This is a genomic window from Acidobacteriota bacterium, assembly GCA_016196035.1.
GTDB lineage: Bacteria > Acidobacteriota > Blastocatellia > RBC074 > RBC074 > JACPYM01.
The window spans coordinates 105,930-129,785 of sequence record JACPYM010000091.1 but is presented as its reverse complement, the minus strand read 5'-3'; the positions used below and the strand labels follow the sequence as shown (position 1 = coordinate 129,785).

Genomic DNA, 23,856 nt, shown 5'->3' with positions numbered 1-23,856 from the left:
GTTATGAGTGTGGTGGAAAGTGAAAGGTCAAAATTCCTTGAACGTAAATTGGCCTGTCGGTATCAATCATAGTGGGGCGCCAACGCCATTGGTTGACTGCCGCCAGTGCGGCTGTTTGTAAAAGCGGGTGCCCATTGAGGGCAATGGCTTCTCCCACGTTTCCATCCTGATCAATGTTCACACGGATTTTGATCTCGCCGGTGATGCCTTTTGCCTGCGCTTCCAATGGATAAACAGGTTGTACTTTCCGGATTGCCATACCAAGAATTACGCCATCTGAAACTGTGATTGGCCGAGCGCTTGGTGGAAGGGAAGAAATCTCTGGGATATTGGTTGGTGGAGGAGTTGCTTTATCTTTCAATCCTGCTGGGTTTTCATTAGGTGAGAGTTCGAGGATGGGTTGCGAATCAGAACAAGCCGCACCAGTGATAGCGAAGCCGATCATCGCCAGGCTCAGCATTCGTTTGATTCGTAGTAAGGTTTTCTTCGCCATCACTATTGCAGCGTAAAGTTGAACACCAGAATGCCCACCGCCTTCACCGCCTTCCCATTCACCTGATGCGCGTTGAATTGCCATTGCCGCGCCGCCGCCAGCGCCGCTTCGCGCAACAAGGGGTGTCCGTCCAGCACAACCGCGTCGAGTAATTCGCCGGTTTCGGATAAGGCGACTTGAATGGCGACAGGCCCATCGGCACGGGCGGCTTTGGCAATCGGCGGATATTCCGGCTGCACTTTTTTGGTTGCCAGTGCGCCTTGCAATATCCCGTTGGAGACTTTGACGGCATCCTGCGGGATAAGTTCCTCACGCAATTTCGGCATCGGCGGCGGCGGCGGCGGTTCCGCTGGCTCCATGTTTTTTTGTGAGAGCTTGAAAGAGTCGAGCACACGCGCCACTGCTTGGTCGTTGGGCTTTTCACCAAGCGAAATTGCCAGAAAGGCATAGACATTTTTCCCGACAATGTAGGCTCTGCCTCTACCTGTCCCGGTGTTACCCATTTGCAGTTTGAGTTCACGACCAGGATGTCCGTCCAGCGAGCGCGGAGTTTGGCTGACAATTTGAATTTGGTCAGTCTCGATCATCCCGCTGACAACGCTATTCAGCATCAATTCAGCCGCGCGCTCATCCTTAGGCGGATTCACCAGCCCCTGATGAACCACTGTGCAAAACAAGTCATCGCCTTTAGCGAGCCAGAGGTTGACTTTAATATCTGTCGGATTAGGGCCAAGCGCCACCGTTTGTCTGAATGGGGCACTCGGAATGGTGATTTTGAAACCGAATTCCGGACTGGCTAATTCCTGCCACACTGCCGGACGTGCAAAGAAATCTGGCGGTGGTGCTTGTATGTTATCCAGCGCGGCAGAAATGGAGGCGACGTTTTCGGGGAGCTTGGGGACTTCCAGCAACCTGAACGAGCCTAGAAAGCGTTGCACCGCGTTGCCAAGCTCCTTGCTGTCGGCCAATTCGACTGGTGTAAAAGCGGAGAGATTGTAAAGGCGTTGCTTGACCAGATAGAGGTATGTTTGCGCAGTGAAATTACCCAGCTTGGCTTTGATCTCACGTCCTGGATATAAGCCATAAGTGATTTCTTTTTCGCTGATCAGGCTTGCATCTTTTCGTGCCAGCATTGAATCACGCCCATTGTCGAGCGCGGTTTTAATGGAAGCGGGTGAGTCAATCAAGATGGAGAAGTCAACGTAACTTGCCAGGTACGCCGTTCCGCCACTTTCACATAGGAAAATATGCAGCGGGTAATTACCGGTTGCGGTCTTGACGGTTTGCGTTTGCTCGACCGGTTTGTCAGGGAATTCGATTTTGAAGTTGCCCGCTGGCACTACCAGTTCTTGCCAGACAGGCTTCAAAGTTGAATTGGGTTTAGGTGGCGGCGGTGCTGGTTGTTGGGCAAAGGTGGCGACTGAATTGAAATGACATAAACCAGTCACTATCAGGCATAGGCATAGGTTCTTCATCTGAGGCTCCTTGGTTTGTTTTATTAAGGGCACAATTCATCCTCGATTAAATCACAAATAATGTGGCTGATCGTAATGTGTACTTCTTGAATGCGTGGTGTCTCGTGGTGCGGCACGATCAGCGCCAAGTCTACTAATGACGCTGCTTGCCCCCCTGTGTTCCCGAGCAAGCCAATCGTGGTAATACCAAGTGCGCGGGCTTCTTTCAAAGCTTCGACGATGTTGGGCGAATTGCCGCTGGTCGTGATCGCCAGGGCTACATCACCAGAGCGGCCCAGCGCCTGCAATTGCCGCGCAAACACGTAATCAAACGCCCGGTCGTTGCTGATGGCCGTGAGCAAGGAACTGTCGGTGGTTAGTGCTAGTGCAGGCAGGGCGGCACGTTCGCGGCCCATTCTGAATGCGAGTTCTGCTGCGATGTGTTGCGCGTCGGCTGCCGAACCGCCGTTGCCGAAGATCAGCAGTTTGCCGCCTGCGCGCATGGCGGCGCAGATCATTGCGGCGGCGCGTGCGACGGCGGCGCTGTGCTGGGCGAAGAAATCGCGGTTGGCCGTCAGGCTCGCTTCGGCCAGCGCGGTGATGCGGGCGAGGCGAGCTTCGTCAACGTTGGGTTCAGATGGCTTGTGTGAGGCTGGTTGTGCGTTCGGAATGCTCATGCGCAGGTTCTTTGATCTTGAAAGTGAATTCGTGGCGTCCGATGCGGAGGGCGTCGCCCGATTGAATTGGCGTTGGCACATTCGCCGTGATTTTGTTGCCGTTGATCCAGACGCCGTTGCGGCTGTTTTTGTCCACGATGACGAAGGCGCGGTCTTGCCGCAGGATTTCAGTATGGTAACGGCTGACGCGGTCGCTCTGAATCACGATGTCGTTGTCGTTGTTGCGCCCGATGCGCGTCAGGCGGCGGCGCAACAGATGCGGCGTGTCGCTGCCTTGCGGAATTAGCAGCAAGCGCGCATCCAGGCCGTTATCGTCAGGATTATCTTGTGTGTCGAGTGTGTCGAAATCGGTGATGGTTGAACGTTCAGACAAGGGGATGTCTTTGGTGTCAAACTCAACCAGTTGCTGGGCATTCTCGGCGGCGGCATCCTGGACTTCTTTCAACCGGGCCGTGTTGATAAAGGCGGTTGGCAAATCTTTCAGGATGCCGGTGTGCGCCTGCTTTTCGGGCACCAGATGGCGCACGCGTTCGGACAAGGCGAACTTGACCAGCGAGCGGATGCGTTGGGTCAGATAGGGCTGTTCGGCCATGATCTCGGTCAGATGGCCGCTGACGTTGCGGACTTCGTTGATCTGTTCGAGGAATTCGCGGATGTCCAGCTTTTCATAGAGGCGAATGCCGACGCCGAATTTCAGCATCGTCGTGATCGAAGTCGTCAACGAACGGCAGGCGATAAAGCCCGCGCGGTCGGCGGTAAATTCGGTGCGGTTCATCCAATCGCCAAAGATGACGCTGTTGAAAAGTTTGCCGATGACGGGGATGTCGGCACCCAGCGGTTTGAGCAATGTGCGCAGCCAGGTGTGGCCGCCCTGCACGTGGCCGATCTCGCGCCCGATAAAAAATTGCAGGGCATCGGGCGGCATTTGATCCACCAACGAAGAGGTCAGCACGATCAACGGTTGCTGCCACAGGCCCAGCGTGTAAATGTTCATCTCGGACGAACGCTTGACATAGACCGGTACATAGGGCGCGGACAACCGCTCTGCCGCGACGGTGGCGATGTCATAGAGTTCGGAGAATTGCCGCGAACTGACGCGCACCAGCGTGCCAAAGGCTGCCTTTTGTTGCAGCTTGACCGTCGTGACATACACCGCCAGACCGGCCACTGTGACTGTCAGCGCCTTGACTGTGGCCGACCATGTCGTCGGAAAGAAGAACGTCAGCGCGGTGTAAAGCGCCAGCAGCACGACGAAGGTCAGCATGAGCGAAAGCACTTCGCCCGAATAGCGATAATCGCGGAGCCGGATTGTGCGGGTTACTGCTGCTTCGCTTGCCATCTGGTGAACCTCGGTGAGCCTCGCAGTGCATAGGGGATGAGGCGGGCGACGGCTGGCATTATAGGCCAAAGGCAGCGGCGTGCGCACCCGAATTGACCCTTTGCGTTTGCGCTTCTATATTTTCGCGGTCAACCCGCTCGGCAAAGTCGCATCACTGACTTCAACATCGGAGGTCTCGCAATGAAACGTTTCGCACTGCTCGCCATCGCCGTTATTTTGTTCAGCCTGCTCCTATGGTTCAAACCGTCTGCCAGCGCCGCTCCCAAAGAACCGTGGGTGAGCGTGCAGTCCAAAAACTTCCTGCTGCTCGGCAACGCCAACGAAAAAGACATCCGCCGCGTCGGCACGCGGCTCGAACAGTTCCGCGAGGTTTTCTCCAAACTGTTCCCCAAGGCCAACGTCAATTCGCCGGTGCCGATGCGCGTCGTCATTTTCAAGAATCGCGCGGCCTATCAGCCGTTTATGCCGGTCTATCAGGGCGGCGTCAGTGAGGTTGCGGGTTACTTTCAATCCGGCCAGGACGTCAACTACATCACGCTGACGACGGAACTGAACAGCGGCGATCCTTACCGCGTCATCTTTCACGAATATGTGCATGCGCTGCTCAACGACAACGCCTTCCGCCCGCCCGCCTGGTTTAACGAAGGGCTGGCCGAGTATTACAGCACCTTTGAAATCAGCGATGGCGATAAGAAAGTCACGCTGGGCAAACCGCTGGCGCCGCATGTTTTTCTGCTGCGCGAAAACCGCTTCCTGCCGCTGGCGCGCCTGTTCGCCGTGGATCACGGTGCGCCCGAATACAACGAACGCGACAAAAAAGGCGTGTTTTATGCCGAGTCATGGGCGCTGGTGCATTACCTGCTGCTCGGCAATAGCGGCAAACGCCAGCCGCAATTCATTCAATATCTGGGCATGCTCGCAGACGGCAAGGCCATTGGCGAGTCTTTCCAGACGGCCTTTCAAACCGATTACGCCGTGCTGGAAAAAGAACTGCGCGAATACATCAGCCGCAACAGTTACCCGATTCAGCAATACACTGCGCAGGCCAAAGTCGAATTTGACGCCGCACTGCAAAGCGCGCCGCTCAGCGAGGCCGAAGTGCAGTATTACCTCGGCGACTTGCTGCTGCATTCAAATCGCACCGAGTGCGAAACCTATCTGGCCAAGGCCATCGAACTCGATCCCAAGCTGGCCGTCGCGCACGCCGCGCTGGGCCTGGCGAAAGTGCGCGGGCAAAAGTTCGCCGAAGCCAAACAGCATTTGCAACGCGCCGTCGCATTGAACACGCAAAACTATCTAGTGCCGTATTACTACGCGCAGGTCTTGCTGGATGAACTGTCAGGCAGCGCCCGCGTGATTCAGGATGTGCCCGAAGCCACCGGCAAGCTGATGCGCGAACAGTTGCGCAAAACCATCGCGCTCGCGCCAGCGTTTGCCGACGCCTACCGCCTGCTCGCCTTCGTCAATCTGATCACCAACGAAGAACTGAACGAAGCCGTCACGTTGCTCAAACGTGCGCAGCAATTGACGCCGGGGCGCGATGAACTCGGCTCGCTGCTAGGGCAGGTTTATCTGCGGCAGGAAAAATACGACGAGGCGCGCCGCGTGCTGGAACCGCTTGCCAAAAGCGCCGCCGAACCGCAGTTGCGCGCGCAGGCGCAATCCATGCTCGACGCCGTCAATCGCATGGCCGAGATGCGCGCCCGCTACCCCGCGCAACAGGAAGGCGTTTCGCTGCCTGCCAGCAAGACCGTCGAAGTGAAGCCCGCGCCGCGCCGCCGCTTTGAAGGCGAGAAAGCCGATGGCGTGCTGACCCGCGTGGATTGCACGGACAAAGGCATGACGTTGACGGTCAAAGGCGAGCGGCGCACCTTTGAATTACACACGACCACGCCGGAGCGCGTGCAGTTCGTCACCTATTCGCAAGAGGTCGGCCAGACGCTGACCTGCGGGCCGCTCAAACCCGCGCCACGCGTGAGCGTGACCTATCGCTTTTCAACCGATGCGCGGTTTGGGTTTGATGGAGAGCCGATTGCGGTGGAGTTCGTGAAGGAAGGGAATTGAACGGTCTGTGTTTTCCATCAAGCGCCGTAACGCGCCACGATGCTGTACACCTTCTTCATCTCGCCGCGCGGAAATTGCGCCGACAACGCGCGCATCACTTCGGCCTTGTGTTCCGTCACCGATAGCCCCAACGCGCGATAGGCCGCCAGCACGCGTTCACGATAGGCCAGCGTCTCGCGCACCTGCCGCAAGCAATCTTCCACATGCGGGCGGAAGTTTTCGATCTCCTCGGCGCCGTACTCTTCCAGCAACAGCGGCAACAGCGCGTCGTAGCTCAACTCGTCTTGCGTCTCCAACAGATTCCAGCAGGTTGCCAGCACGGCTTGTTTGTTGATGCCCAGCGCCCAATGAATCGCCTCGACCGATTCGGGCTTGCATTTGAACAGGGTCAGCGCGCCGCTTGGCTCTTCGACATACCAGACCAGGCCCTCGGTGCCGGTCAGCTTGTCGTCATCGGTCGCGTGGTTGCCACGCTCCATTTCCTCGCGGATGCGGTTGTACTTTTCGACCGGGTCTTCGCCCGCGATCATTTCGCCCAGCAACGCCGCGCCCGGCACGCCCAGCAATTCCAATTGATGCGGCGGCACGACGCTGCCAGCGTCATTGCCAATTTGCCGCACGCCAAACAGCGCCGCCACGGCCAACTCGATTTCGTAGGCGATCAAGTGCGCATTGCGCGCGCCGTATAGCTCAAAGCTCATCTGGCAATCGTTCACTTCGGCCAACCGCGCGATGGCCGGATGGCGCTGCAACAGCTCTTGCCACAAATCCAAAAAATCGCCCCACTTGCTGTTGCGCAACACTGGCGACAGCCGCAGCTTGTAGGTCAACCGCGCCGCGCCGTCGCCATCCCGATAGCGGTACGCCAGCACATTCGTCCCGTCCAGCTTTTCGTAAAGGTGAATCCGGCGAATCGGCGGAAAGCGGAACTTGCCCGCGCGATCAAACGGATAATGCAGCTTCGGCGTCGCGTGGATCACTTGCGGCACGCTAGCGCCGCCAATTTCCAGCAAGACCAGCGCACCATACCGCTGATCCGGCTTGCGGCACAACGCGCCCGCCAGCCGCAAATCGTCATTGAACGGGTCGGTCACGTCGAAGGGTTGCAGCCAGCCGGCATCCACGCCCAGGAGTTGTGCGGCGTGGTTCAGGTTGTCGGTTTCGTTTTCCATTACGTTGCTTGAGGGTAGCGAGCGGCGTGGAATCATTCATGTTCAAACAGGGTTTTGTAATCACGCGCCCCGTGCACGATGTGCAGCAGCTTGAGCGAAGTGCGCGTGGCTTGATAGAAGACCAGATATTTTTCGTAGCCTTTGACCCGCCACATGCGCACATTGCGCAGATGGGGGTGGTCAAACTCGCGTGGGCTGCCCAGCCGGGGCATCGCGGCGAGCTGAGTAAAGGTGTCCTCGCAGGCGTCAATGAAGTCCTGCCCGGCCTGCGGGTCTTTGCGGCCAAGCCGTTCGGCGATGTCGAGCAGTTCATTCACGAAGATGCGGCGGCGCAGGATGGTCAGCAGCTAGCCCCTTTCTGCAACAGCTAGCCGCTCTTTTAACTCTTGCCGAAGATTGACCCAGTCGGCGGGCGAGAGTTCTTCCCAATCCTCGCCTTGCAACCGCTCCACCAAGACGGCTTCGAGCCGTTTCTGTTCTTTGCGCGCTTGGTCTTGCTCTACCAACTCATGGAAATAGTCGCTGACGGTGTCGTAACCGCCTTCGGCCAAACGGCTGTCAATGAAAATTTTCAGGTTGTCTGGTAGCGAGATATTTAGTGTTGTCATAAGCGATCAAGCTCCTTTTCATGCCTTGGCCAACAACCTTAACATCAGCGGCAAAACTTGCTCAACCCTGCTTCAGCGAACCTGCGAATAGTTGGTCGGGCGAATAAACGACGCGTGGCTATTGGTCACCGCCTCGGCATCCGTCCAACCCGGTTTGGTGCGAATGCGCGCCCAATCGGCGTTCGCGCGAAAGGTATCCCAAGCTTTTTCGCGCGCGGCCATATTGTCGAAGCCCACCATGTACGTCAGCTTCGGCATCCGGTCGGCAAACACCGCCTCGCCAAAAAACACCGGCGCAAAACCGCACGCGCGAAAGATGTTGATCTCTTCCTGATTGAACATCTCGACCTTGTTGCGCAGGCTGAAGGCGTTCTTCGATTCATAAGTGCGCAACTCAAACACGCGCGCCGCCCGCTTCTCGTCAGTTACCGGCAATTCCATCTGCGGATGCTTGTCGAAGGCCTTCAGCAATTCTTTTTCATAGCGCACGTAAGGCGGTTCGCCTGCCGCATCGAATGCCTGCCACGCTTTGACAAATTCTTTGTCGCCAGCGACGCGCTCCTGCGCCGCCTGCACTTCGGCCAGCGATTTGTAGTCAATCACGACGATCAGGCTGGGCGAGTATTGCCCGGAGATCACGTTGAAAAAACCATACGGCCCGATGCCCTGCCGCTTCGCCATCGGCACGAACTGCTGCTGGAAAAATTCGTTGAGCCGTGCCGGTTGCTGATCGTTGCGCAATTGATAGGTGCGCAGTTCGTAGTAGTGATTGCTTTCCGCCATCGTGGTTGCCCTCAAATCGGCCGCGCCCAAAACGCTCGCAGCCACGCCTGTTTTTAGAATGTCTCGCCGATTCATCTGATAACTCCTTGCATTGAGACAGTACCGCGCGCGTGAGCAAGCGAAGCCGTCACATTGCGTCTATTCGTAGTAAATTGCCCAAAGCCGCTTGCTCACGCGCGCGGTACTGTTCCGGCGCGCTTATCCGTCGCCAGCTTCGCTTCAGCCCAACGCGCCAATCGCACAAACGGCAGCCCCATCAAAAAGTAAATTGCCGCCGTCAGCAAACCCACGCCGATATAATCGTAGTAAGTCGCCGCCAATTGTCCATAAACCTTCGTCAACTCGACCATCGTGATGACCGAGACGATGGACGAATCTTTGAACAGCGCGATGAAATCGTTGGTCACAGGTGGAATCACCAAGCGCAGCGCCTGCGGCACGATCACATGCCGCAATGCCTGCCAGCGCGTTAGGCCCAGCGACAACGCCGCTTCCATCTGCCCACGCGGAATCGCCTGAATCCCCGCGCGATAGTTCTCGGCTTCGTATGCCGCGTAATTCAGGCCCAAGCCCAGCACTGCCGCGACCAGCGGCGAAAAGCGTATGCCTATATTCGGTAGGCCGTAAAAGATCAGATACAACTGAATCAGTAGCGGCGTCCCGCGCATCACTTCGACGTAGGCGCGCGCCAGCCATTGCAAGGGCAGCGGCGCATAAAGATTCAACAACGCGACGGCCAAGCCCAGCGCGACCGCCAACGCCATCGAGAGCAACGAAATTAGCAGTGTCATCGGCGCGCCCTGCAACAACAGCGGCGGCAGATAAATGCGCCAGCGTTGCAACCGTTCGCGCCACGTCACCTGCTTGGTGATGTTCTCGGTGAAGTCTTTCATCGCCGCGCCCGGCGTCGCGCTCGGCGCGGCTTGGGCTTGGCTGCCGGGTACGAGTTTTTCAAACTGCTCGCCCGTCTCTTTGTTCCAGATGCCCCACTTGTCATAAATGCGCCGCAACTCGCCCGTTGCAATCAACGCCAGCAATGCATCGTTGACCTGTTGCAACAGCGCCGCATCGTGTTTGCGCAGCGCGATGCCGTATTCCATCCGGCCAATGCTTTCGCCGACGATTTTCAGCTTCGGATTCGGCTTGCTGTAATAGACCGCAATCGGCGCATCCATCAGCACCGCTTGCAAGCGCCCAATCGCCAGATCGTCATAAGGGTTGTTCTGGTTTTCGTAGCTGCGCACCTCAATCCCGGCCGCCTGTTCGAGAATGCGTTGCGCCAGCGAGGCCTTGAGCGTGCCGACGACTTTGCCTTTCAAATCTACCAGCGAATGAATGCCGGTTTCTTCAACGCGCACGCTGAGTTGTTCGCCGCAGACGTAATAGGGCAGCGAGAAATTGACTTGCTGTTTGCGGTCGTCGGTGATTTCCAGTCCATTGACGACCAGTTCGTAGTTGCCGCGTTGCAAGCCCGGAATCAACCCATCCCACTGGTTTTGCACGAAGACGGAACGGCGGTTGAGTTGTGCGGCTAGCGCGTTCATCAGATCAATCTCAAAGCCAATGATCTCACGCGGATTTTTCGGATTGGGCAGCAGATAAGGCGCGCCACCTTCGGCATCGCCGCCCCAGCGCAGCGGTTGCTGTGCGTAAATCATTGGTGCGAGCAAAAGACAGAGCAAACTTAGCGCCAGCCGAACCAGGATTGTTTCGCGGCTTTGCCGCCCGATGTGCGGAAGGTCTCGGACCTTCCGCGAACGGCTTGAAAAAAAGGCTGGGGCTATGCCCCTAATCGCCTGGGGCATAGCCCCAGTGAAAATGTACGCCTGCCGGATGGGCACAGCCCCTCCGCACATCAGGCGGCAAAGCCGCAAAATCATCCCCACACTTTTCATCACAAAAACCGTTGCAGGAAGGTGCGCGTGCGTTCATCACGCGGCGCGGTAAAGATCGTTTCAGGCGCGCCGGATTCCACCAACTCGCCCGCATGCAGAAAGAGAATCTTGTCGGCCACATCGCGCGCAAAACGCATCTCGTGAGTCACTACAATCTGCGTCATCCCCTCGTCATCGAGCTTGCGCATAATGTTCAACACTTCGTCCACCAGGCTGGGATCGAGCGCTGAGGTCGGCTCGTCATACAGCATGACCTTCGGTTCCATCGCCAACGCACGGGCGATGGCGGCGCGTTGCTGCTGGCCGCCGGAAAGTTGCGCCGGGTAGTAATCCACGCGGTCGCTCAGGCCGACTTTGGCTAGCAACTCACGCGCAGTCTTTTCGGCTTTGTCGCGCGCGACCTTTTTGACCACGACCGGCGCGAGCGTGGCGTTTTCCAAGACGGTCAGATGCGGGAAGAGGTTGAAGCTTTGAAAAACCATCCCGACCTCTTCGCGCAAATGGCGCAACTGCGCGTGCAAATCGCGCGGCGGCTGGCCCGCCTGCCAGGCCAGTTGATGCTGGCCGATGCTGACGCTGCCGCTGTCAAAGAGTTCCAGCCCGTTCAGGCAGCGCAACAACGTAGATTTGCCGCAACCCGACGGGCCGATGATCGCGGTCAATTCAGAAGTCTCGACGGAGAAACTCACCCCGCCCAGCGCTGCGTGGTCGCCGAAGCTTTTGCGCAAATTGTCTACGGAAATTAGTGCGCTCATTTTCCCCCTTATCCGAGTTCGCCGCGTTTCATCTGTTCCGCCAAATAATCTGACGCCCGCCACGCCAGCGCCATAATCCAGGTCGTGATGCCGTGCGTGCCGGGCAGCGAGACGAAACAACTGCCATCGGTGACGAACAGGTTTTTGACTTCGTGCGACTGGCAGTACTGATTCAGCACGCTGGTCTTGGGATCATTACCCATGCGCGCCGTGCCGCACTCGTGCGTCGCGTCGCCCAGCGGTTCCAGGTACTTGCGATACGGCAAAACCTCGGCCCCGGCGGCGCGCATGATTTGTTCCATCCAGCCGAACATGTCTTCCATCATCCGGCGGTCGTTTTCCTTTTCGCCCGCGTGGAAGCGCACTTGCGGGATGCCGTAAGCGTCAACGTTGTCGGGATCAAGCTCAAAATAGTTGTCGTAAGCGGGCAGCCGTTCGCCATAGCCGCGCAGCGTGATCAAGCTGCCGTATTCCTCGCGGATTTGCCCTTTCAACGCTGACCCGAAGCCTGGCACGCCCGCGCGCGCCGGACGCCGGTCAAAGCCGCTGCCGGTCAAGATGAAGTAGCCGCCGTGAAAATCCTGTTTGCGGTTGTAATTGAAGCGCGGAATCGTGATGTGCGTGCCGCCCGCGCCGTCTTCATTGACACGCTCGCGATTTTTCAGCACGGGCACGAGGCCGCCCAGCCCGCCCGATTTGACACTGTCCATCAAGTAATGGCCGACCAGCCCCGATGAATTGCCCAGCCCGCGCGGATGAAAGCGCGAGGTTGAATTGAGCAGGATGCGCCCCGATTCGACCGTGCTGGCCGCGAGCACGACGGCTTTGGCGGCGACTTCGTAATGTCGCTTGGTGCGCGCGTCAAAAACCGAAACGCCGCGTGCCCGTCCGTTGTTGTCCACCAAGACCTGATGCGCGACGGCGTGCGTGCGCAGCGTGAAATTCCGTTTGGCTTGCAGCTTCGGAATGATGACATCCAGGCTGGAAAAGCGCGCCCGCACGTCGCAGCCATTGCCGCACGCGCCGCAATAATGACAACCCGGACGTCCGTCGTAAGGCGCGCTCAGCACCGCCGTCCGTTCCAGCACGACTGGTACGCCAAGCTTGGCGGCACTCTTTTTGATGTGGAACTCGGTGCAACGCGGTTTGTGCGCGGGCGCGGCGTATACGCCATCCGGCATGTTGAGGTAATTTTCTTTCTGCCCCGAAATGCCCACGAGCCGCTCGGCCTTGTCGTAATACGGCGCCAGGTCTTCATAACTGATCGGCCAGTCTTCGCCAAAGCCCTGCATGGTTTTCGTCTTGAAATCCATTGGCCCATGCCGGTAGCACGAGCGGCCCCAGGTGTTGGTGCGCCCGCCCACCGCGCGCAGCCGCGTCCAATGAAACTCAGGGTCAGCGGCGTACTTGTCCTTGCGCGGATTGGTGTAAAGATGCGCGGTGTATTCGTTGATCTTCCACAGGCCGTCATACTCGCCCGGGTTGCCGCGCCCGCGAAACTTGAGTTCATAGGGCCAGGTGTGCGTGTTGAAGTCTTTGGCTTGGTCGAGCATGCGCCCGGCTTCGAGCAACAGGACGTTCAGGCCGCGCTTGACCAGCACGTAGGCCGCCGTTGCGCCGCCTGCGCCAGAGCCGACGACGATGGCGTCATAGATTGGTTTGGACATGGTGACGCCTCGCAAGGAAAAGCGAACTCGTTTTCGTTACAGGCTTTTGTTTCAAGCCATTGCCGTGCCGTTTGGTTGCGTTCATCGCGGAATAATATGGATTGATTCTATGACTCGCGGATACCGGCCTAACAAGTACCAGATGAAGTTACCGATAATTAGGTCAGGTTTTCCTTTTCCTTTGGTTACTACACGGCATAAGAGCACTGCTGCGTCATCGAGCCATTGCACATTGATCGCTCCATGTCCGCCATTGATACTATGCAGTTTCGTCCATCCCGATGCTCGCCGAGGGTTTTTCTTCGAGACTACTTCGAGTCCATATTCACCCAGCTTTGTGTCATTGATGATTTTCTCTCGTAGCGATTCTTTGGACGACGTAATGACCTGAACCAGGACTTGAGCCATTTCTTTCCTTTTCGCCTTTCATTCAAGCTGACATAAATTGTAACTGGCACAGGTGCCCAACTGCTGCTTTGCCATCGCTGTGCGCTTTTGGCTTCTCTGCTAATAAATATCTTGCATCAAGCCGCCTGCACTTCGATGTATTCAGTGCTATAGGCTGGAGTCGGGATTGGTTGTCCGTCTTCGCGCATCCCTTCCAAGTGAAATTCGATGGCTTCCTGAATCAACTGCACAACCTCTGCCCGTGATTCCCCTACTGCTACACAGCCAGGCAAGTCAGGCACGTACGCGCCAAAGCTGGTTGGCCCTTCTTCAACAATTACGGCGTACCGCATAATTACTCCTCGCTATCCTTCAACCCCGCCTGTTTCAAAATGCTGTTCAGCGTGCCCAGCGGAACGTCTACACCGGGCTTGCCTGCGACAGTTACCGTGCCAGGCTTGGTCGGATGTTTGAATTGACGATGGCTGCCTTTGGTGCGCGCCAAATACCAGCCCTCGTCTTCAAGCCATTTGATGATGTCTCTGACTTTCATTCTACTTCAACCCACGCGCTTCCCGCGCCCCTGCCAATACTTCTCCCGCAACTGATTCTTTTGAATCTTGCCCGTCGCCGTGCGCGGCAGCGCGTCCACGAAACTCACGGCGCGCGGGCATTTGAAATGGGCCATGTTGGCGCGGCAGAAGGCGATGATCTCGGCTTCGGTGGCGGTCACGTCCGGCTTCAACACGATGAGGGCGGCGATGGTTTCGCCCCATTGTTCGTGGGGGATACCGATGCAAGCCGCTTCGAGGACGGCAGGGTGTTTGTAAAGCATGCCTTCGACTTCAATCGAAGAGACGTTTTCGCCGCCTGAAATGATGAGGTCTTTCTTGCGGTCTACGATCTCGACCATACCTTCGTTGTCAATGGTTGCCATGTCGCCGGTGTGGAACCAGCCGTCTACGATGACGGCCTCGGTCGCTTCGGGTTGCCGCCAGTACCCGGCCATCACGACGTTGCTGCGCGCGATGATTTCGCCGACGGCCTGGCCATTGGCGGGAATGTCTTGGCCGTTGTCGTCTACGACACGAACCTCGACGCCCAGCATCTCGTAGCCGGTGCGCGTTTGCACGCGGTACTTCTCTTCGGCGGGCCAGTCGCGCATGTGCGGTTTGACTTTGGAGACAGTGAGAAAGGGCGAGGTTTCAGTCAGGCCGTAAATCTGAATCACCTGCCAGCCGAGGCGCTCCTGCATGCCTTCGATCAGGGCGCGGGGCGGGGCAGAACCGGCGGTGGCGACGCGGACGCCCGCGCGGGGCAGGACGGCACGCTGTTCGTCGGTCAGCGGATGGTTCAGCGCCATGTTAATCATCGTCGGCGGCATACAGGCAAAGGTCATCCGCTCTTTCGTCACCAATTCAAAGAAGCTAGCCGGTTCGTACTTTTTGACGATGACGTGTTTCGCGCCGACGCCCGTCACGGCATAAGGCAGTCCCCAGCCGTTGCAATGGAACTGCGCCAGCGTGTGCAGATACACATCGTCGTGGGTCAGGCCAAATTCGATGACGGAATTCATGGCGTTCAGATACAGGTTGCGATGCGTCAGCATCACGCCTTTAGGCCGCCCCGTCGTGCCGGAGGTGTAGAGAATGCAAGCCGTGTCGTTTTCGTCTACGGTTGCGGGCACAGGCGCATCTGCGGATGCTGCGGCCAGCAAGGTTTCATAGTCTTCCCAACCTTCGCGTGCTTGACCCGCTTCGTCGCTACACACAATGAACCGCTCAATGCTTTTCAATTGCGGACGAATACCGTCCACGGCGTCGGTGAGTCCATCTTCGACAATCACGAGCTTGGCCTCAGCGTGGTTGAGGATGTATTCAAAATCGCTGGCGACCAGGCGGAAGTTGATCGGCATATAGACCGCGCCAATCAGCGGCGCGCCGAAAAAGCCGTCTAGCAAGCGGTGGCTGTTTTGCGAAATGATCGCCACGCGGTCGCCCGGTTGCACACCCATTGAACGCATCCAGTTGGCCCAGCGGTTCACGCGCGCGCCGAATTGTTTATAAGTCAGCCGCAAGTCGCCCGACACGATGGCTTCGCAATCGCCATACACAGCCAGCGCGCGTTTGAGAAAGTCGTATTCGTTGAGTGGAACAATCATTGTCAGACCTCAGACTTCAGACTTCAGACTTCAGACTTCAGACTTCAGACTTCAGGCCTCGAAGTTCAAACCAGCGACCTGTGTGGCGAGATGTTGTGCGCCAAAGGTCTGTGGTCTGATGTCTGTGGTCTGATGTCTGTTCAAGCAGCTTATAGCACAAAGCCCGCATTGCGAAAATTCAGCGCAACCGGCATCATCGCCGCCCGAACCAGCACATGAAATCCGCCCTCGTCATCGAATCAAACTTCTCGCTCGAACGCCGCGCGCCGTCGCGGCGCGCCAGTGAATTGCCCGCGCAACCGGACTTTCTGCTTGTTTACGTTCCCGCGTCAGCGTCGCTGCGGCTGTTCAATCCGCACACCGCCTGTCGGCTTGAACCATCACGCGGCGAAGCGCTGCTCGTGCGCCTTGCGCCGCAACTGCTGATCGAAACGGCGACGCGGTTGCGCTTGCTGCGCACGGCGGCGCAATTGCTCTTTCGCCACGCTGGGCAACCGGTCAGCGACATCCGCTTGCGTGCGACACTGGACGCTATCATCAACGAGATGGAAAGCGGCGCGGCGGGCTGGCGCGAGATGATCGCGTCGGGCATACAGCAACTCAGCGTCCACCTGCTGCGCCGGCACATCAACGTGCAGCGTTCGGATGAAATCGAATTGTCGCGCGTCGGCATCGTGGATCGCCGGTTGCGCCGCGCGCTTGAATTTATGCACGACAATTGCGGGCGCGAACTCAGTCTGGCCGAAATCGCGGGCGCGGCCTATTTGAGCGAGTTTCATTTCGCGCGCCTGTTCAAAAAGATCACCGGCGCGACACCGCACGCTTATCTGGCGGGGGTGCGGCTGGAACGCGCGCGGCGCTTGCTGGCCGAGACTGACTTGAGCATCGGCGAGATCGGCGCGCGCGTCGGCTATACTAGCCAAAGCCACTTCACCAAAGTCTTTCGCGCGGCCAGCGGGCTGACGCCGAAAGCCTTTCGTGAGGCGGCGACAAAACTGAATTGAGTGGCAGTAGCCCGACCGTGAGGGAGGGCAGGCGTCAACCAAGCGCCATCGGCTTACATTTGCAACTTGCCCTCCCTCACCTTCGGCTACTGCCACGCAGCCGAACGATATAGAAATACCCAAAGATGTCGAAGCAAATTTCTTTTCGCTGGCTCGCTTTGCTGTTGTTGCACGCTGCGCTTTTGGGCAGTTGTGCATTTAGCACTGACCCAAAGACCAAAGCCGATACGCAACCCGCACCGGTCGTGCCTTTGCAAGACCTGATCGGCGGCGCGCGCTATGAAACGGCCAAACTCCTGGGCACGATCACCGATCCGCAATTAACCGAAATCTCTGGCCTCACGCCCAGCCGCACGCTGCGCGGCGCATGGTGGGTGCACAACGACAGCGGCGATCAGGCGCGCCTTTACGCCGTCAACAGCCGTGGGCAGTTGTTGGCGAAATTCACCGTGACCGAAGCTAAAAACGTAGATTGGGAAGACCTGGCAAGCGGCCCCGGCCCGGACGGTAAACCGGCCTTGTATCTCGCCGACAGCGGCAACAACAGTTTATCGCGCAGTGAACTGACGCTTTACCGCGTGGCTGAACCAAGCCTGGCTGGGGCCGTGCCAAAACGTGTTTTGATGGACGAGACCGAGGTTGCCGAAGCGTTTCCGTTTCGCTATCCCGACGGCAAACACGACGCCGAGGCGCTCTTCCTCGATCCGCAAAGCGGGCGGCCCTACCTCGTGACAAAAAAGATGACGCCGCCCTGTGCGGTTTATCGTTTTCCGCTGCCATTACAAGCCGGGAAAACGGTGACACTGGAAAAGGTCACGACGGGCAAGGCCCTGCTGGCGATTTCGCAATTGGTGTTGGTCACGGGCGCGGCCACCTCGCCGGATGGCAAGCGCGTTGTCATTCGCACCTATTTCACCGCGCTGGAATTGGCGCGCACGGGCGGCAAGTTTGAAACCTTGTTCAACGCCGAACCTCAAACGATCAAAATTCCGCTGGAAAAACAGGGCGAGGCGATCAGCTACACGCTGGATGGCAAGGCGCTGGTGACGACCAGCGAAAAGTTGCCCGCGCCATTTTTTCAAATGTTGCGCTCCGCCAAGTGAAAAAATCGGGCCGAGCGCGTACAATGCCTCCTACCGCTTAATCTCCCAATTATTTAAGAGTGCCCGGAAGTTTTTATATGCAATTATCGTTTGGTACTCGTCTGCGCAAAATTCTCGCGCATCCGGACATTGCGCTGGATTTAGGCACGGCCAACACGCGCCTGTATGCGCACGGTTGCGGCTTGCTGGCCGATGAACCCTCGGTGGTGCAGGTGCGCCGGGAAACAGGTTCGGTTGAGGCCGTGGACTTTACTGCCACGCACATGCCTTTGCTGGAACGCGGGGCACGGTTGCTTTCGCCGCTGCGGGCCGGCGTCGTCGCGGATGTGGACGCGGCGACGGCGTTGTTAAAACCGCTGTTAAAACGCGCCCGCCGCTTTGGCTTGTTTCGTCCGCGCGTGTTGGCCTGCGCGCCGACCGACGCCTGTGAAGCCGAGCGTAATGCGTTGACCGAAGCGGCCCGGCGCGCGGGTGCTGCTGCCGTCGTACTGGTGCCGGAACCGCTGGCCGCCGCCATCGGCATCGGCATGGACGTTTCGTCCGAACACGCACAGATGCTCGTGGACATCGGCGACGGCGTCACCGACATCGCGGTCATTCGGGCGGGCGAACTGGTCGCCACGGCCGCCGCGCGCACCGCTTGCAGCGACCTGATCCAAGTCGTCGCCAAGCTGATTGCCGAACAGGAAGGCGTCAACATCTACAGCCGCGAAGCCCAGCGTCTGATCAAACAGATCGGTACGGGACGGCAAGCACTGCCCGCGACACCGTTTGTGATTGCCGGCGCGGATTGCGATTCCAGATTATTGCGGCGCGTTTATGTGCAGGGCGAAAGTGTCGCGGCGGCGATGCAACCCGTCTTGGCCGTCATCGTCAACGCCGTCACCCAAAGCCTGCGCGACCTGCCGGACGAATTGGCCTGCGAAGTGATCGAGAGCGGCATCCACCTGACCGGCGGCGGCGCGCATCTGACCGGGCTGGCCGAACTGCTCGCGGCGGAAACTTCGTTGGAGGTGCGCCCGGCCCGCAATCCTATGCACGCGGTCATCAATGGGGCGCGGCAGATGTTGGCCGTTGGGGTGCAAACGAATATCTGGAGCATGAACTGACCCAAGATTTGCGCCAAAGAGCATGGAGTTCAGGCTTCAGCCTGTGTTGGAGAGAATGAACACAGGCTGAAGCCTGAACTCCATGCTCTTGTGCTGTGTCCGCCCACAATTTTGCTCGTATCCTTTGACGATGGGTGTGCCAACACCTCTCAAACCAACCTTGCACCCCCCGCCAATCTCCGCCACAATGCCGCCCACCAAGTTGGTGCTTTGAGCGGTCAACGCCCCTAGCGACCGGGCGTGACAAATCCATTCCAAAATTATTAAGGAGCAAGCGGGCAGTTATGACCCGCGCTGGGAATTATTATGACTTTTGAGCCGAAACATCGCAGTCACATCATCACTAACGGGCGCGATCGTGCCCCCGCGCGTTCGATGCTGAAAGCCATTGGCTTTGACGACGAAGACCTGGCTAAACCGATCATTGGCGTGGCGCATATGTGGATCGAAACCATGCCGTGCAACTTCAATCACCGCGATCTGGCCGTCAAGGTTAAGGAAGGCATCCGCGCCGCCGGGGCGACGCCGATGGAATTCAATACTATCTCGATCAGCGACGGCGTGACGATGGGCACCGAGGGGATGAAGGCTTCGCTGGTCAGCCGCGACCTGATTGCCGATTCGATTGAATTGGTCGGACGCGGGTACCTTTTCGACGCGATGATCGCGATTGTCGGCTGCGACAAAACAATTCCGGGCGCAGCGATGGGCTTGATCCGGCTGGATGTGCCGTCACTGATTTTGTACGGCGGTTCGATTGCGCCGGGCCATTTCCAGGGGCGCGACGTGACCGTGCAGGATGTCTTTGAAGCCGTGGGCGCGAACGCCGCAGGCACGTTGAGCGATGCCGGGTTGCTCGAAGTCGAAAACGCCGCTTGTCCGGGTGCCGGTGCGTGCGGCGGCCAATTCACTGCGAACACGATGGCGATGGTGATGGAATTCATCGGCTTGGCCGTGATGGGCACGGGCAGCGTTTCGGCGGTTGATCCGCGCAAAGAACAGACGGCTTACGAAGCGGGCAAATACATCGTGGATTTGCTGCGGCGCGGTACCCGTCCGAGCGACATCCTGACGCGCGCGGCGTTTGAGAACGCCATCACGGGCGTGGCGGCAACGGGCGGTTCGACAAATGCCGTCTTGCACCTCTTGGCAATGGCGCGCGAAGCGGGTGTGCCGTTGACCATTGACGATTTCGACACGATCAGCGCACGCACACCACTGATTGCCGATTTGAAACCGGGCGGCAAATATGCCGCGATTGATCTGGGCAAGGCGGGCGGCATCGGTCTGGTCGCGCGGCGGCTGGTCGAAGGCGGCTATATGCACGGCGAGCAACTGACCGTCAGCGGTTTAACGATCAAACAGGAAGCCGAGTTGGCCGACGAAACGCCGGGCCAGGATGTCGTTTACTCGACCAACAACCCGATCAAGCCAAATGGTGGGCTGGTCATTCTGAAAGGCAACATCGCGCCCGAAGGCTGCGTGCTGAAGCTTTCCGGCTTTGAACGCAAGCACCATCGCGGCCCCGCGCGCGTGTTTGAATGCGAAGAGGACGCTATGCGCGCCGTGCAGGAGCATCAGATTCAAGCCGGCGACGTGGTCGTGATCCGCTACGAAGGGCCGAAGGGCGGCCCCGGTATGCGTGAGATGCTCGGCGTGACAGGCGCAATCGCTGGCGCTGGCCTGGGCGAAACCGTCGCGCTCATTACCGACGGGCGCTTCAGCGGCGCCACGCGCGGTTTCTGCGTCGGTCACGTGGCCCCCGAAGCCGCCATGCGCGGCCCGCTGGCCGCCGTGCGCGAAGGCGACCTCATTGACATTCATATCGCCAAGCGCAGCCTGCGCGTCGAACTGACCGATGCTGAAATTGAAGCCCGGCTGGCGGAATGGCAAGTGCCAGAGCCGCGTTACAAATCAGGGGTGTTTCATAAATACGCGGCGCTGGTTTCGTCGGCGGCAGAAGGCGCGATCTTGCGGGCGCAGTAATCCGCTATGGTTCTGGCGCAAAACATTCTCCCTTCTCAATTTTTCATTCTCCATTCATTTGCAGTAGGCCCAGGCTTGGCCTGTATAAGAATGGAGAATTGAGAAGGGAGAAGGGAGAATGTTTTGCGCCGCTGGCTGTTTCAGCGTCCCTCGGTATTGCGCTCTTTGTTGTACAGATACAGCCCCAGCCCGAATTTCGCCGCCGCCCGCCGCAAGGCCATGCTTTCGGCATTCGACGAGGGGTCGCCGTACATGCGCTCGCCCTCTTCGGGTTCTTCTTCCGTGCCGGTGGCATCGCGGTAAACGACGCCTTCCAGACAGGGGAACGAGAGCCGCACGGTCAGCACGAGGCGGCCTTCGTTATTCCAGAGCGCGTGCCGCACCTCATAGCTCCAGCCCGGCGCATACAAATCCAGATACTTGATGGCGTGATACCAAGGGATGAAATCGAGCCGTTGGCCCGCGCGCACTTTTTGGCGCAGGTGGCGCGCTTTGATCGGTTTGGACAGGTCGGAAATAATGTCATTGATTGAACGCAGCGGACGCTGGCCTTTGGGCGGGCCTGGTTTGGATTTACCTTTGGGCGCGTCTTCCGCCTGCTCGTCGCCTAGATCGTCAAGTTCATCGTCGGTCACTTCAAGTTCAACATTTGGATCGCCGTTTTTATTCATAGCAAGTTAAGGCTTGTTGATGCGAAATGAATAATTGAGGGCTTCTTCGGAACTGCCGTTATTGTTGGTGCCGTAAACTTTCAGCGTGTAGGCGCGCGATTTGAGCAAGGCGGCGGGCACGCGGACTTCGAGCACTTTATTGCCATAATCTTTGGCGCGGGCTTTGAGTGTGCCGCTTTGCCAGAGGCGCAAGCCATCCGGTTGGGCGCGCAGTTCGGCCCGGTAACTGGCGCGCTCATCGCGGCCCAGTTCGAGTTGAAAGGCGACATCCTCGGTGGCCGGGGTGACGGCGAGTTCCGGTACGCCTTCGGCTCCGCGCGCTGCCGGGCGCAGATTGAACGAGGCCGCCTGTAATTCGGCGGCATTGACGGCCAGCGGGGAAGTCGCTGGCTCAGCGGTTGGTTCGGTATTGATCGCGGCCTTGAGTTGTCCAAGTTTTTCCCGCGATTGATCTATTTGCTGGGCCAATTGGTTGTTGGTGGGCGCGGGCGCTGTGGCTGGCACGGTGCGCGGCACGGCGGGTTGGGTGATCTCTTCGTTGGCCTGTAATTCAGCCACACGATTGCGTAAGCGCACCAGATCAAAGGCCAGATAGAGGCACCAGACAAAAAGCAGCAGCCCGACGCCGCGCAACCCGATGAGCAACGGTTCGCGCACGGTGGCCCAAAAGTCCTGTCCGGCGCGTTGCCAGAAATCTTCGAGCGAGGTTTTGAACGTGACCGGTACGGCGCGTTCCCACCAGGTGGGCGGGGCATCCAATTGCGTGGCGCGCAGGTCATCCAGGAAGCCTTGCGCCACCTTGACGCGCTCGCGATTGGCGGCGGAAGCCAGGAAATAGCGGCGGAACCGCATCAAATCTTCGCCTTGGAGTTGGCCTTTGGTGAAGCAGTCAATCAGGTCGTCTTCGACGATGGTGACGCGCTGACGAAAGTTCTCGTCCGTCTCGCGCAACAGATTGAGGCGTTGAATTTCACTTTCCGGCAATTGTCCCAACAGGTATCGGGTGACTTGATCGCTTTGCATGACGGTTTTTATTTGTGCTGAAAACGATTGTTGATACGGGGAGGACAGCAGGTTTATACCAGCAAACGTCTTGAGCGGCAACAGGCCCGCCGCATCTGGGGCCAGCGAGCGGCAGGGGGCGCTTGAATCGGTTGCGAACTGTAACTTAGGATGGACGCACCGAAAGGGATCAAATCAGAATGAATGCCAAAAGAGCAATTGTGCTGCTGAGTGGCGGCCTGGATTCGGCCACGGTGCTGGCGCTGGCACGCGAGGCCGGTTTTACCGTGCACGCCTTGAGCTTCCGCTATGGTCAGCGCCACGCGGTCGAATTGGAGGCCGCGCGCCGCGTGGCCGCGCACTTTCAAGTCGCCGAACACGTGGTGGCGGAGATTGACCTGCGCGTGTTTGGTGGTTCGGCGTTGACGGCGGACATCGCCGTGCCGAAGCAGCGTTCGCTGGACGAAATGTCGCACGACATTCCGGTGACCTATGTGCCCGCGCGCAATACGGTCTTTCTGTCCTTTGCGCTGGCCTATGCCGAAACGCGCTGGGCCAACGACATTTTCATCGGCGTCAATGCGCTCGATTATTCCGGCTATCCCGACTGCCGGCCCGAATACATCGCCGCGTTTGAACAGATGGCGAATCTGGCGACCAAGGCAGGTGTGGAAGGCACGCAGCGCCTGAAAATCCATACGCCGCTGATCGAATTGAGCAAGGCGCAAATCATCCAGCGCGGGCTGGCGCTGGATGTGGATTACGCGCTGACGCATTCGTGTTATGACCCGACGCCGGAGGGCATCGCTTGCGGGCAATGCGATTCGTGTTTGCTGCGCTTGAAAGGTTTCGCCGAAGCGGGCGCGGTTGATCCGGTGCGGTACGCGACAAGATGAGTTATACGGTCAAAGAGATTTATTACACCTTGCAGGGCGAAGGCGCACAGGCCGGGCGCGCCGCCGTCTTTTGTCGCTTTGCCGGTTGCAACCTCTGGTCGGGTAGGGAAGCGGATCGCGCCACAGCGGTCTGCCAGTTTTGCGACACCGATTTTTTTGGCACCGATGGCCCTGGCGGCGGTAAGTTTGAAACGGCGGCAGCATTGGCCGATGCTGTTGCAGCGCGCTGGCCGGGCGGTGGACAGCCGCTGGTTGTTTGCACGGGCGGTGAACCATTGTTGCAACTGGATGACCCTTTAGTGGCTGCCTTGTACGCGCGCGGCTTTGCCATCGCCATCGAAACCAATGGGACACAATTGCCGCCGCAAGGGATTGACTGGGTTTGCGTGAGTCCAAAGGCGGGCGCGGAGTTGGTTTTGAAAAGCGGCAACGAACTCAAGCTCGTCTTTCCGCAAGCGGGCGCAGCGCCGGAACGCTTTGCGCACTTGGCGTTTCAATATTTTTTCTTGCAGCCGATGGACGGGCCAGCGCGCGAACTGAATACGCAACTGGCGACGCAGTATTGTTTGGCCCATCCGCAGTGGCGGCTGAGCTTGCAGACACACAAACTGATCGGCATTCCATAAGGCA

The 23,856-nt window shown here is 58.4% G+C and carries 23 protein-coding genes; 7 read left to right on the top strand and 16 right to left on the bottom strand.

Going from position 1 to position 23,856, the window contains the following annotated elements; all coding sequences use genetic code 11:
* Window position 1: 1 nt before the first annotated feature.
* From HY011_26870 to HY011_26855, 4 genes are read right to left on the bottom strand one after another with little or no spacing between them, the layout of a single operon-like run.
* The gene (locus HY011_26870) at window positions 2-577 is read right to left on the bottom strand and encodes a TonB family protein (GenBank protein ID MBI3426567.1); all 576 of its coding nucleotides are present in this window, start codon (window positions 575-577) and stop codon (window positions 2-4) included.
* The gene (locus tag HY011_26865) at window positions 496-1,968 is read right to left on the bottom strand and encodes a TonB family protein (GenBank protein ID MBI3426566.1); all 1,473 of its coding nucleotides are present in this window, start codon (window positions 1,966-1,968) and stop codon (window positions 496-498) included. Before HY011_26865 ends, HY011_26870 begins: the two co-directional genes overlap by 82 nt.
* Window positions 1,969-1,991: 23 nt before the next feature.
* On the bottom strand, window positions 1,992-2,624 hold the full coding sequence (locus HY011_26860) for an SIS domain-containing protein (protein MBI3426565.1): 633 nt from the start codon (window positions 2,622-2,624) through the stop codon (window positions 1,992-1,994).
* Complete coding sequence (locus tag HY011_26855; GenBank protein MBI3426564.1) at window positions 2,581-3,963, bottom strand: FHA domain-containing protein; 1,383 nt, start codon at window positions 3,961-3,963, stop codon at window positions 2,581-2,583. Before HY011_26855 ends, HY011_26860 begins: the two co-directional genes overlap by 44 nt.
* Window positions 3,964-4,143: 180 nt before the next feature.
* On the opposite strand from HY011_26855, the gene HY011_26850 reads away from it, so the two are divergent.
* Window positions 4,144-6,027, top strand: a complete 1,884-nt coding sequence (locus HY011_26850; protein MBI3426563.1) for a tetratricopeptide repeat protein — start codon at window positions 4,144-4,146, stop codon at window positions 6,025-6,027.
* Window positions 6,028-6,044: 17 nt separating this feature from the next.
* Here HY011_26850 and HY011_26845 read toward each other — a convergent pair whose 3' ends face one another.
* From HY011_26845 to HY011_26800, 10 genes are all read right to left on the bottom strand, one after another.
* Window positions 6,045-7,199: a hypothetical protein gene (locus HY011_26845; protein ID MBI3426562.1), complete on the bottom strand. Its 1,155-nt coding sequence runs from the start codon at window positions 7,197-7,199 to the stop codon at window positions 6,045-6,047.
* 32 nt (window positions 7,200-7,231) lie between these two features.
* The gene (locus HY011_26840; protein ID MBI3426561.1) at window positions 7,232-7,516 is read right to left on the bottom strand and encodes a type II toxin-antitoxin system RelE/ParE family toxin; all 285 of its coding nucleotides are present in this window, start codon (window positions 7,514-7,516) and stop codon (window positions 7,232-7,234) included.
* A gap of 30 nt (window positions 7,517-7,546) precedes the next feature.
* Window positions 7,547-7,807, bottom strand: coding sequence for a type II toxin-antitoxin system ParD family antitoxin (locus HY011_26835; GenBank protein MBI3426560.1), 261 nt, complete (start codon window positions 7,805-7,807; stop codon window positions 7,547-7,549).
* A 72-nt stretch (window positions 7,808-7,879) separates the two neighbouring features.
* Window positions 7,880-8,665 carry an NIPSNAP family protein gene (locus HY011_26830; protein ID MBI3426559.1) on the bottom strand — a complete coding sequence of 262 codons (786 nt, stop codon included), beginning with the start codon at window positions 8,663-8,665 and terminating at the stop codon, window positions 7,880-7,882.
* 95 nt (window positions 8,666-8,760) lie between these two features.
* The gene (locus tag HY011_26825; protein MBI3426558.1) at window positions 8,761-10,395 is read right to left on the bottom strand and encodes an ABC transporter substrate-binding protein/permease; all 1,635 of its coding nucleotides are present in this window, start codon (window positions 10,393-10,395) and stop codon (window positions 8,761-8,763) included.
* 89 nt (window positions 10,396-10,484) lie between these two features.
* Complete coding sequence (locus tag HY011_26820) at window positions 10,485-11,240, bottom strand: amino acid ABC transporter ATP-binding protein (GenBank protein ID MBI3426557.1); 756 nt, start codon at window positions 11,238-11,240, stop codon at window positions 10,485-10,487.
* Between the two features lie 8 nt (window positions 11,241-11,248).
* Window positions 11,249-12,907 (bottom strand): GMC family oxidoreductase, encoded by a 1,659-nt coding sequence (locus HY011_26815; GenBank protein ID MBI3426556.1) that lies wholly within the window; start codon window positions 12,905-12,907, stop codon window positions 11,249-11,251.
* A gap of 524 nt (window positions 12,908-13,431) precedes the next feature.
* The gene (locus tag HY011_26810) at window positions 13,432-13,647 is read right to left on the bottom strand and encodes a type II toxin-antitoxin system HicB family antitoxin (protein ID MBI3426555.1); all 216 of its coding nucleotides are present in this window, start codon (window positions 13,645-13,647) and stop codon (window positions 13,432-13,434) included.
* 2 nt (window positions 13,648-13,649) lie between these two features.
* Window positions 13,650-13,847, bottom strand: a complete 198-nt coding sequence (locus tag HY011_26805; GenBank protein MBI3426554.1) for a type II toxin-antitoxin system HicA family toxin — start codon at window positions 13,845-13,847, stop codon at window positions 13,650-13,652.
* 6 nt (window positions 13,848-13,853) lie between these two features.
* Entirely contained in the window at window positions 13,854-15,455 is a 1,602-nt protein-coding gene (locus HY011_26800; protein MBI3426553.1) for a fatty acid--CoA ligase, read from the bottom strand.
* Between the two features lie 215 nt (window positions 15,456-15,670).
* Between HY011_26800 and HY011_26795 the strand changes: the two genes are divergently transcribed.
* From HY011_26795 to ilvD, 4 genes are all read left to right on the top strand, one after another.
* Complete coding sequence (locus HY011_26795) at window positions 15,671-16,459, top strand: helix-turn-helix transcriptional regulator (protein ID MBI3426552.1); 789 nt, start codon at window positions 15,671-15,673, stop codon at window positions 16,457-16,459.
* A 125-nt stretch (window positions 16,460-16,584) separates the two neighbouring features.
* Window positions 16,585-17,562, top strand: coding sequence for a hypothetical protein (locus HY011_26790; GenBank protein MBI3426551.1), 978 nt, complete (start codon window positions 16,585-16,587; stop codon window positions 17,560-17,562).
* Window positions 17,563-17,639: 77 nt separating this feature from the next.
* Complete coding sequence (locus tag HY011_26785; GenBank protein MBI3426550.1) at window positions 17,640-18,671, top strand: rod shape-determining protein; 1,032 nt, start codon at window positions 17,640-17,642, stop codon at window positions 18,669-18,671.
* Window positions 18,672-18,977: 306 nt separating this feature from the next.
* Window positions 18,978-20,657, top strand: coding sequence for a dihydroxy-acid dehydratase (gene ilvD / locus HY011_26780; GenBank protein MBI3426549.1), 1,680 nt, complete (start codon window positions 18,978-18,980; stop codon window positions 20,655-20,657).
* 140 nt (window positions 20,658-20,797) lie between these two features.
* Here the strand turns inward: ilvD and HY011_26775 are convergent, their stop codons facing one another.
* Both HY011_26775 and HY011_26770 read right to left on the bottom strand, forming a co-directional pair.
* Window positions 20,798-21,328, bottom strand: coding sequence for a DUF1071 domain-containing protein (locus HY011_26775; protein MBI3426548.1), 531 nt, complete (start codon window positions 21,326-21,328; stop codon window positions 20,798-20,800).
* A gap of 6 nt (window positions 21,329-21,334) precedes the next feature.
* Entirely contained in the window at window positions 21,335-22,351 is a 1,017-nt protein-coding gene (locus HY011_26770; GenBank protein ID MBI3426547.1) for a hypothetical protein, read from the bottom strand.
* A 179-nt stretch (window positions 22,352-22,530) separates the two neighbouring features.
* Between HY011_26770 and queC the strand changes: the two genes are divergently transcribed.
* Window positions 22,531-23,226, top strand: a complete 696-nt coding sequence (queC, locus tag HY011_26765; GenBank protein MBI3426546.1) for a 7-cyano-7-deazaguanine synthase QueC — start codon at window positions 22,531-22,533, stop codon at window positions 23,224-23,226.
* Window positions 23,223-23,852 (top strand): 7-carboxy-7-deazaguanine synthase, encoded by a 630-nt coding sequence (queE, locus tag HY011_26760; GenBank protein MBI3426545.1) that lies wholly within the window; start codon window positions 23,223-23,225, stop codon window positions 23,850-23,852. Before queC ends, queE begins: the two co-directional genes overlap by 4 nt.
* Window positions 23,853-23,856 lie beyond the last annotated feature (4 nt).

Coding starts and splice junctions, on each gene's coding strand:
- HY011_26850 (MBI3426563.1), top strand. CDS start 4,144: ATGAAACGTTTCGCACTGCTCGCCATCGCCGTTATTTTGTTCAGCCTG.
- HY011_26805 (MBI3426554.1), bottom strand. CDS start 13,847: ATGAAAGTCAGAGACATCATCAAATGGCTTGAAGACGAGGGCTGGTAT.
- HY011_26775 (MBI3426548.1), bottom strand. CDS start 21,328: ATGAATAAAAACGGCGATCCAAATGTTGAACTTGAAGTGACCGACGAT.
- HY011_26785 (MBI3426550.1), top strand. CDS start 17,640: ATGCAATTATCGTTTGGTACTCGTCTGCGCAAAATTCTCGCGCATCCG.
- queC (MBI3426546.1), top strand. CDS start 22,531: ATGAATGCCAAAAGAGCAATTGTGCTGCTGAGTGGCGGCCTGGATTCG.
- HY011_26830 (MBI3426559.1), bottom strand. CDS start 8,665: ATGAATCGGCGAGACATTCTAAAAACAGGCGTGGCTGCGAGCGTTTTG.
- HY011_26810 (MBI3426555.1), bottom strand. CDS start 13,647: ATGCGGTACGCCGTAATTGTTGAAGAAGGGCCAACCAGCTTTGGCGCG.
- HY011_26835 (MBI3426560.1), bottom strand. CDS start 7,807: ATGACAACACTAAATATCTCGCTACCAGACAACCTGAAAATTTTCATT.
- ilvD (MBI3426549.1), top strand. CDS start 18,978: ATGACTTTTGAGCCGAAACATCGCAGTCACATCATCACTAACGGGCGC.
- HY011_26865 (MBI3426566.1), bottom strand. CDS start 1,968: ATGAAGAACCTATGCCTATGCCTGATAGTGACTGGTTTATGTCATTTC.
- HY011_26870 (MBI3426567.1), bottom strand. CDS start 577: ATGGCAATTCAACGCGCATCAGGTGAATGGGAAGGCGGTGAAGGCGGT.
- HY011_26845 (MBI3426562.1), bottom strand. CDS start 7,199: ATGGAAAACGAAACCGACAACCTGAACCACGCCGCACAACTCCTGGGC.
- HY011_26815 (MBI3426556.1), bottom strand. CDS start 12,907: ATGTCCAAACCAATCTATGACGCCATCGTCGTCGGCTCTGGCGCAGGC.
- HY011_26820 (MBI3426557.1), bottom strand. CDS start 11,240: ATGAGCGCACTAATTTCCGTAGACAATTTGCGCAAAAGCTTCGGCGAC.
- HY011_26800 (MBI3426553.1), bottom strand. CDS start 15,455: ATGATTGTTCCACTCAACGAATACGACTTTCTCAAACGCGCGCTGGCT.
- HY011_26825 (MBI3426558.1), bottom strand. CDS start 10,395: ATGCCCCAGGCGATTAGGGGCATAGCCCCAGCCTTTTTTTCAAGCCGT.
- HY011_26855 (MBI3426564.1), bottom strand. CDS start 3,963: ATGGCAAGCGAAGCAGCAGTAACCCGCACAATCCGGCTCCGCGATTAT.
- HY011_26795 (MBI3426552.1), top strand. CDS start 15,671: ATGAAATCCGCCCTCGTCATCGAATCAAACTTCTCGCTCGAACGCCGC.
- HY011_26790 (MBI3426551.1), top strand. CDS start 16,585: ATGTCGAAGCAAATTTCTTTTCGCTGGCTCGCTTTGCTGTTGTTGCAC.
- queE (MBI3426545.1), top strand. CDS start 23,223: ATGAGTTATACGGTCAAAGAGATTTATTACACCTTGCAGGGCGAAGGC.
- HY011_26860 (MBI3426565.1), bottom strand. CDS start 2,624: ATGAGCATTCCGAACGCACAACCAGCCTCACACAAGCCATCTGAACCC.
- HY011_26770 (MBI3426547.1), bottom strand. CDS start 22,351: ATGCAAAGCGATCAAGTCACCCGATACCTGTTGGGACAATTGCCGGAA.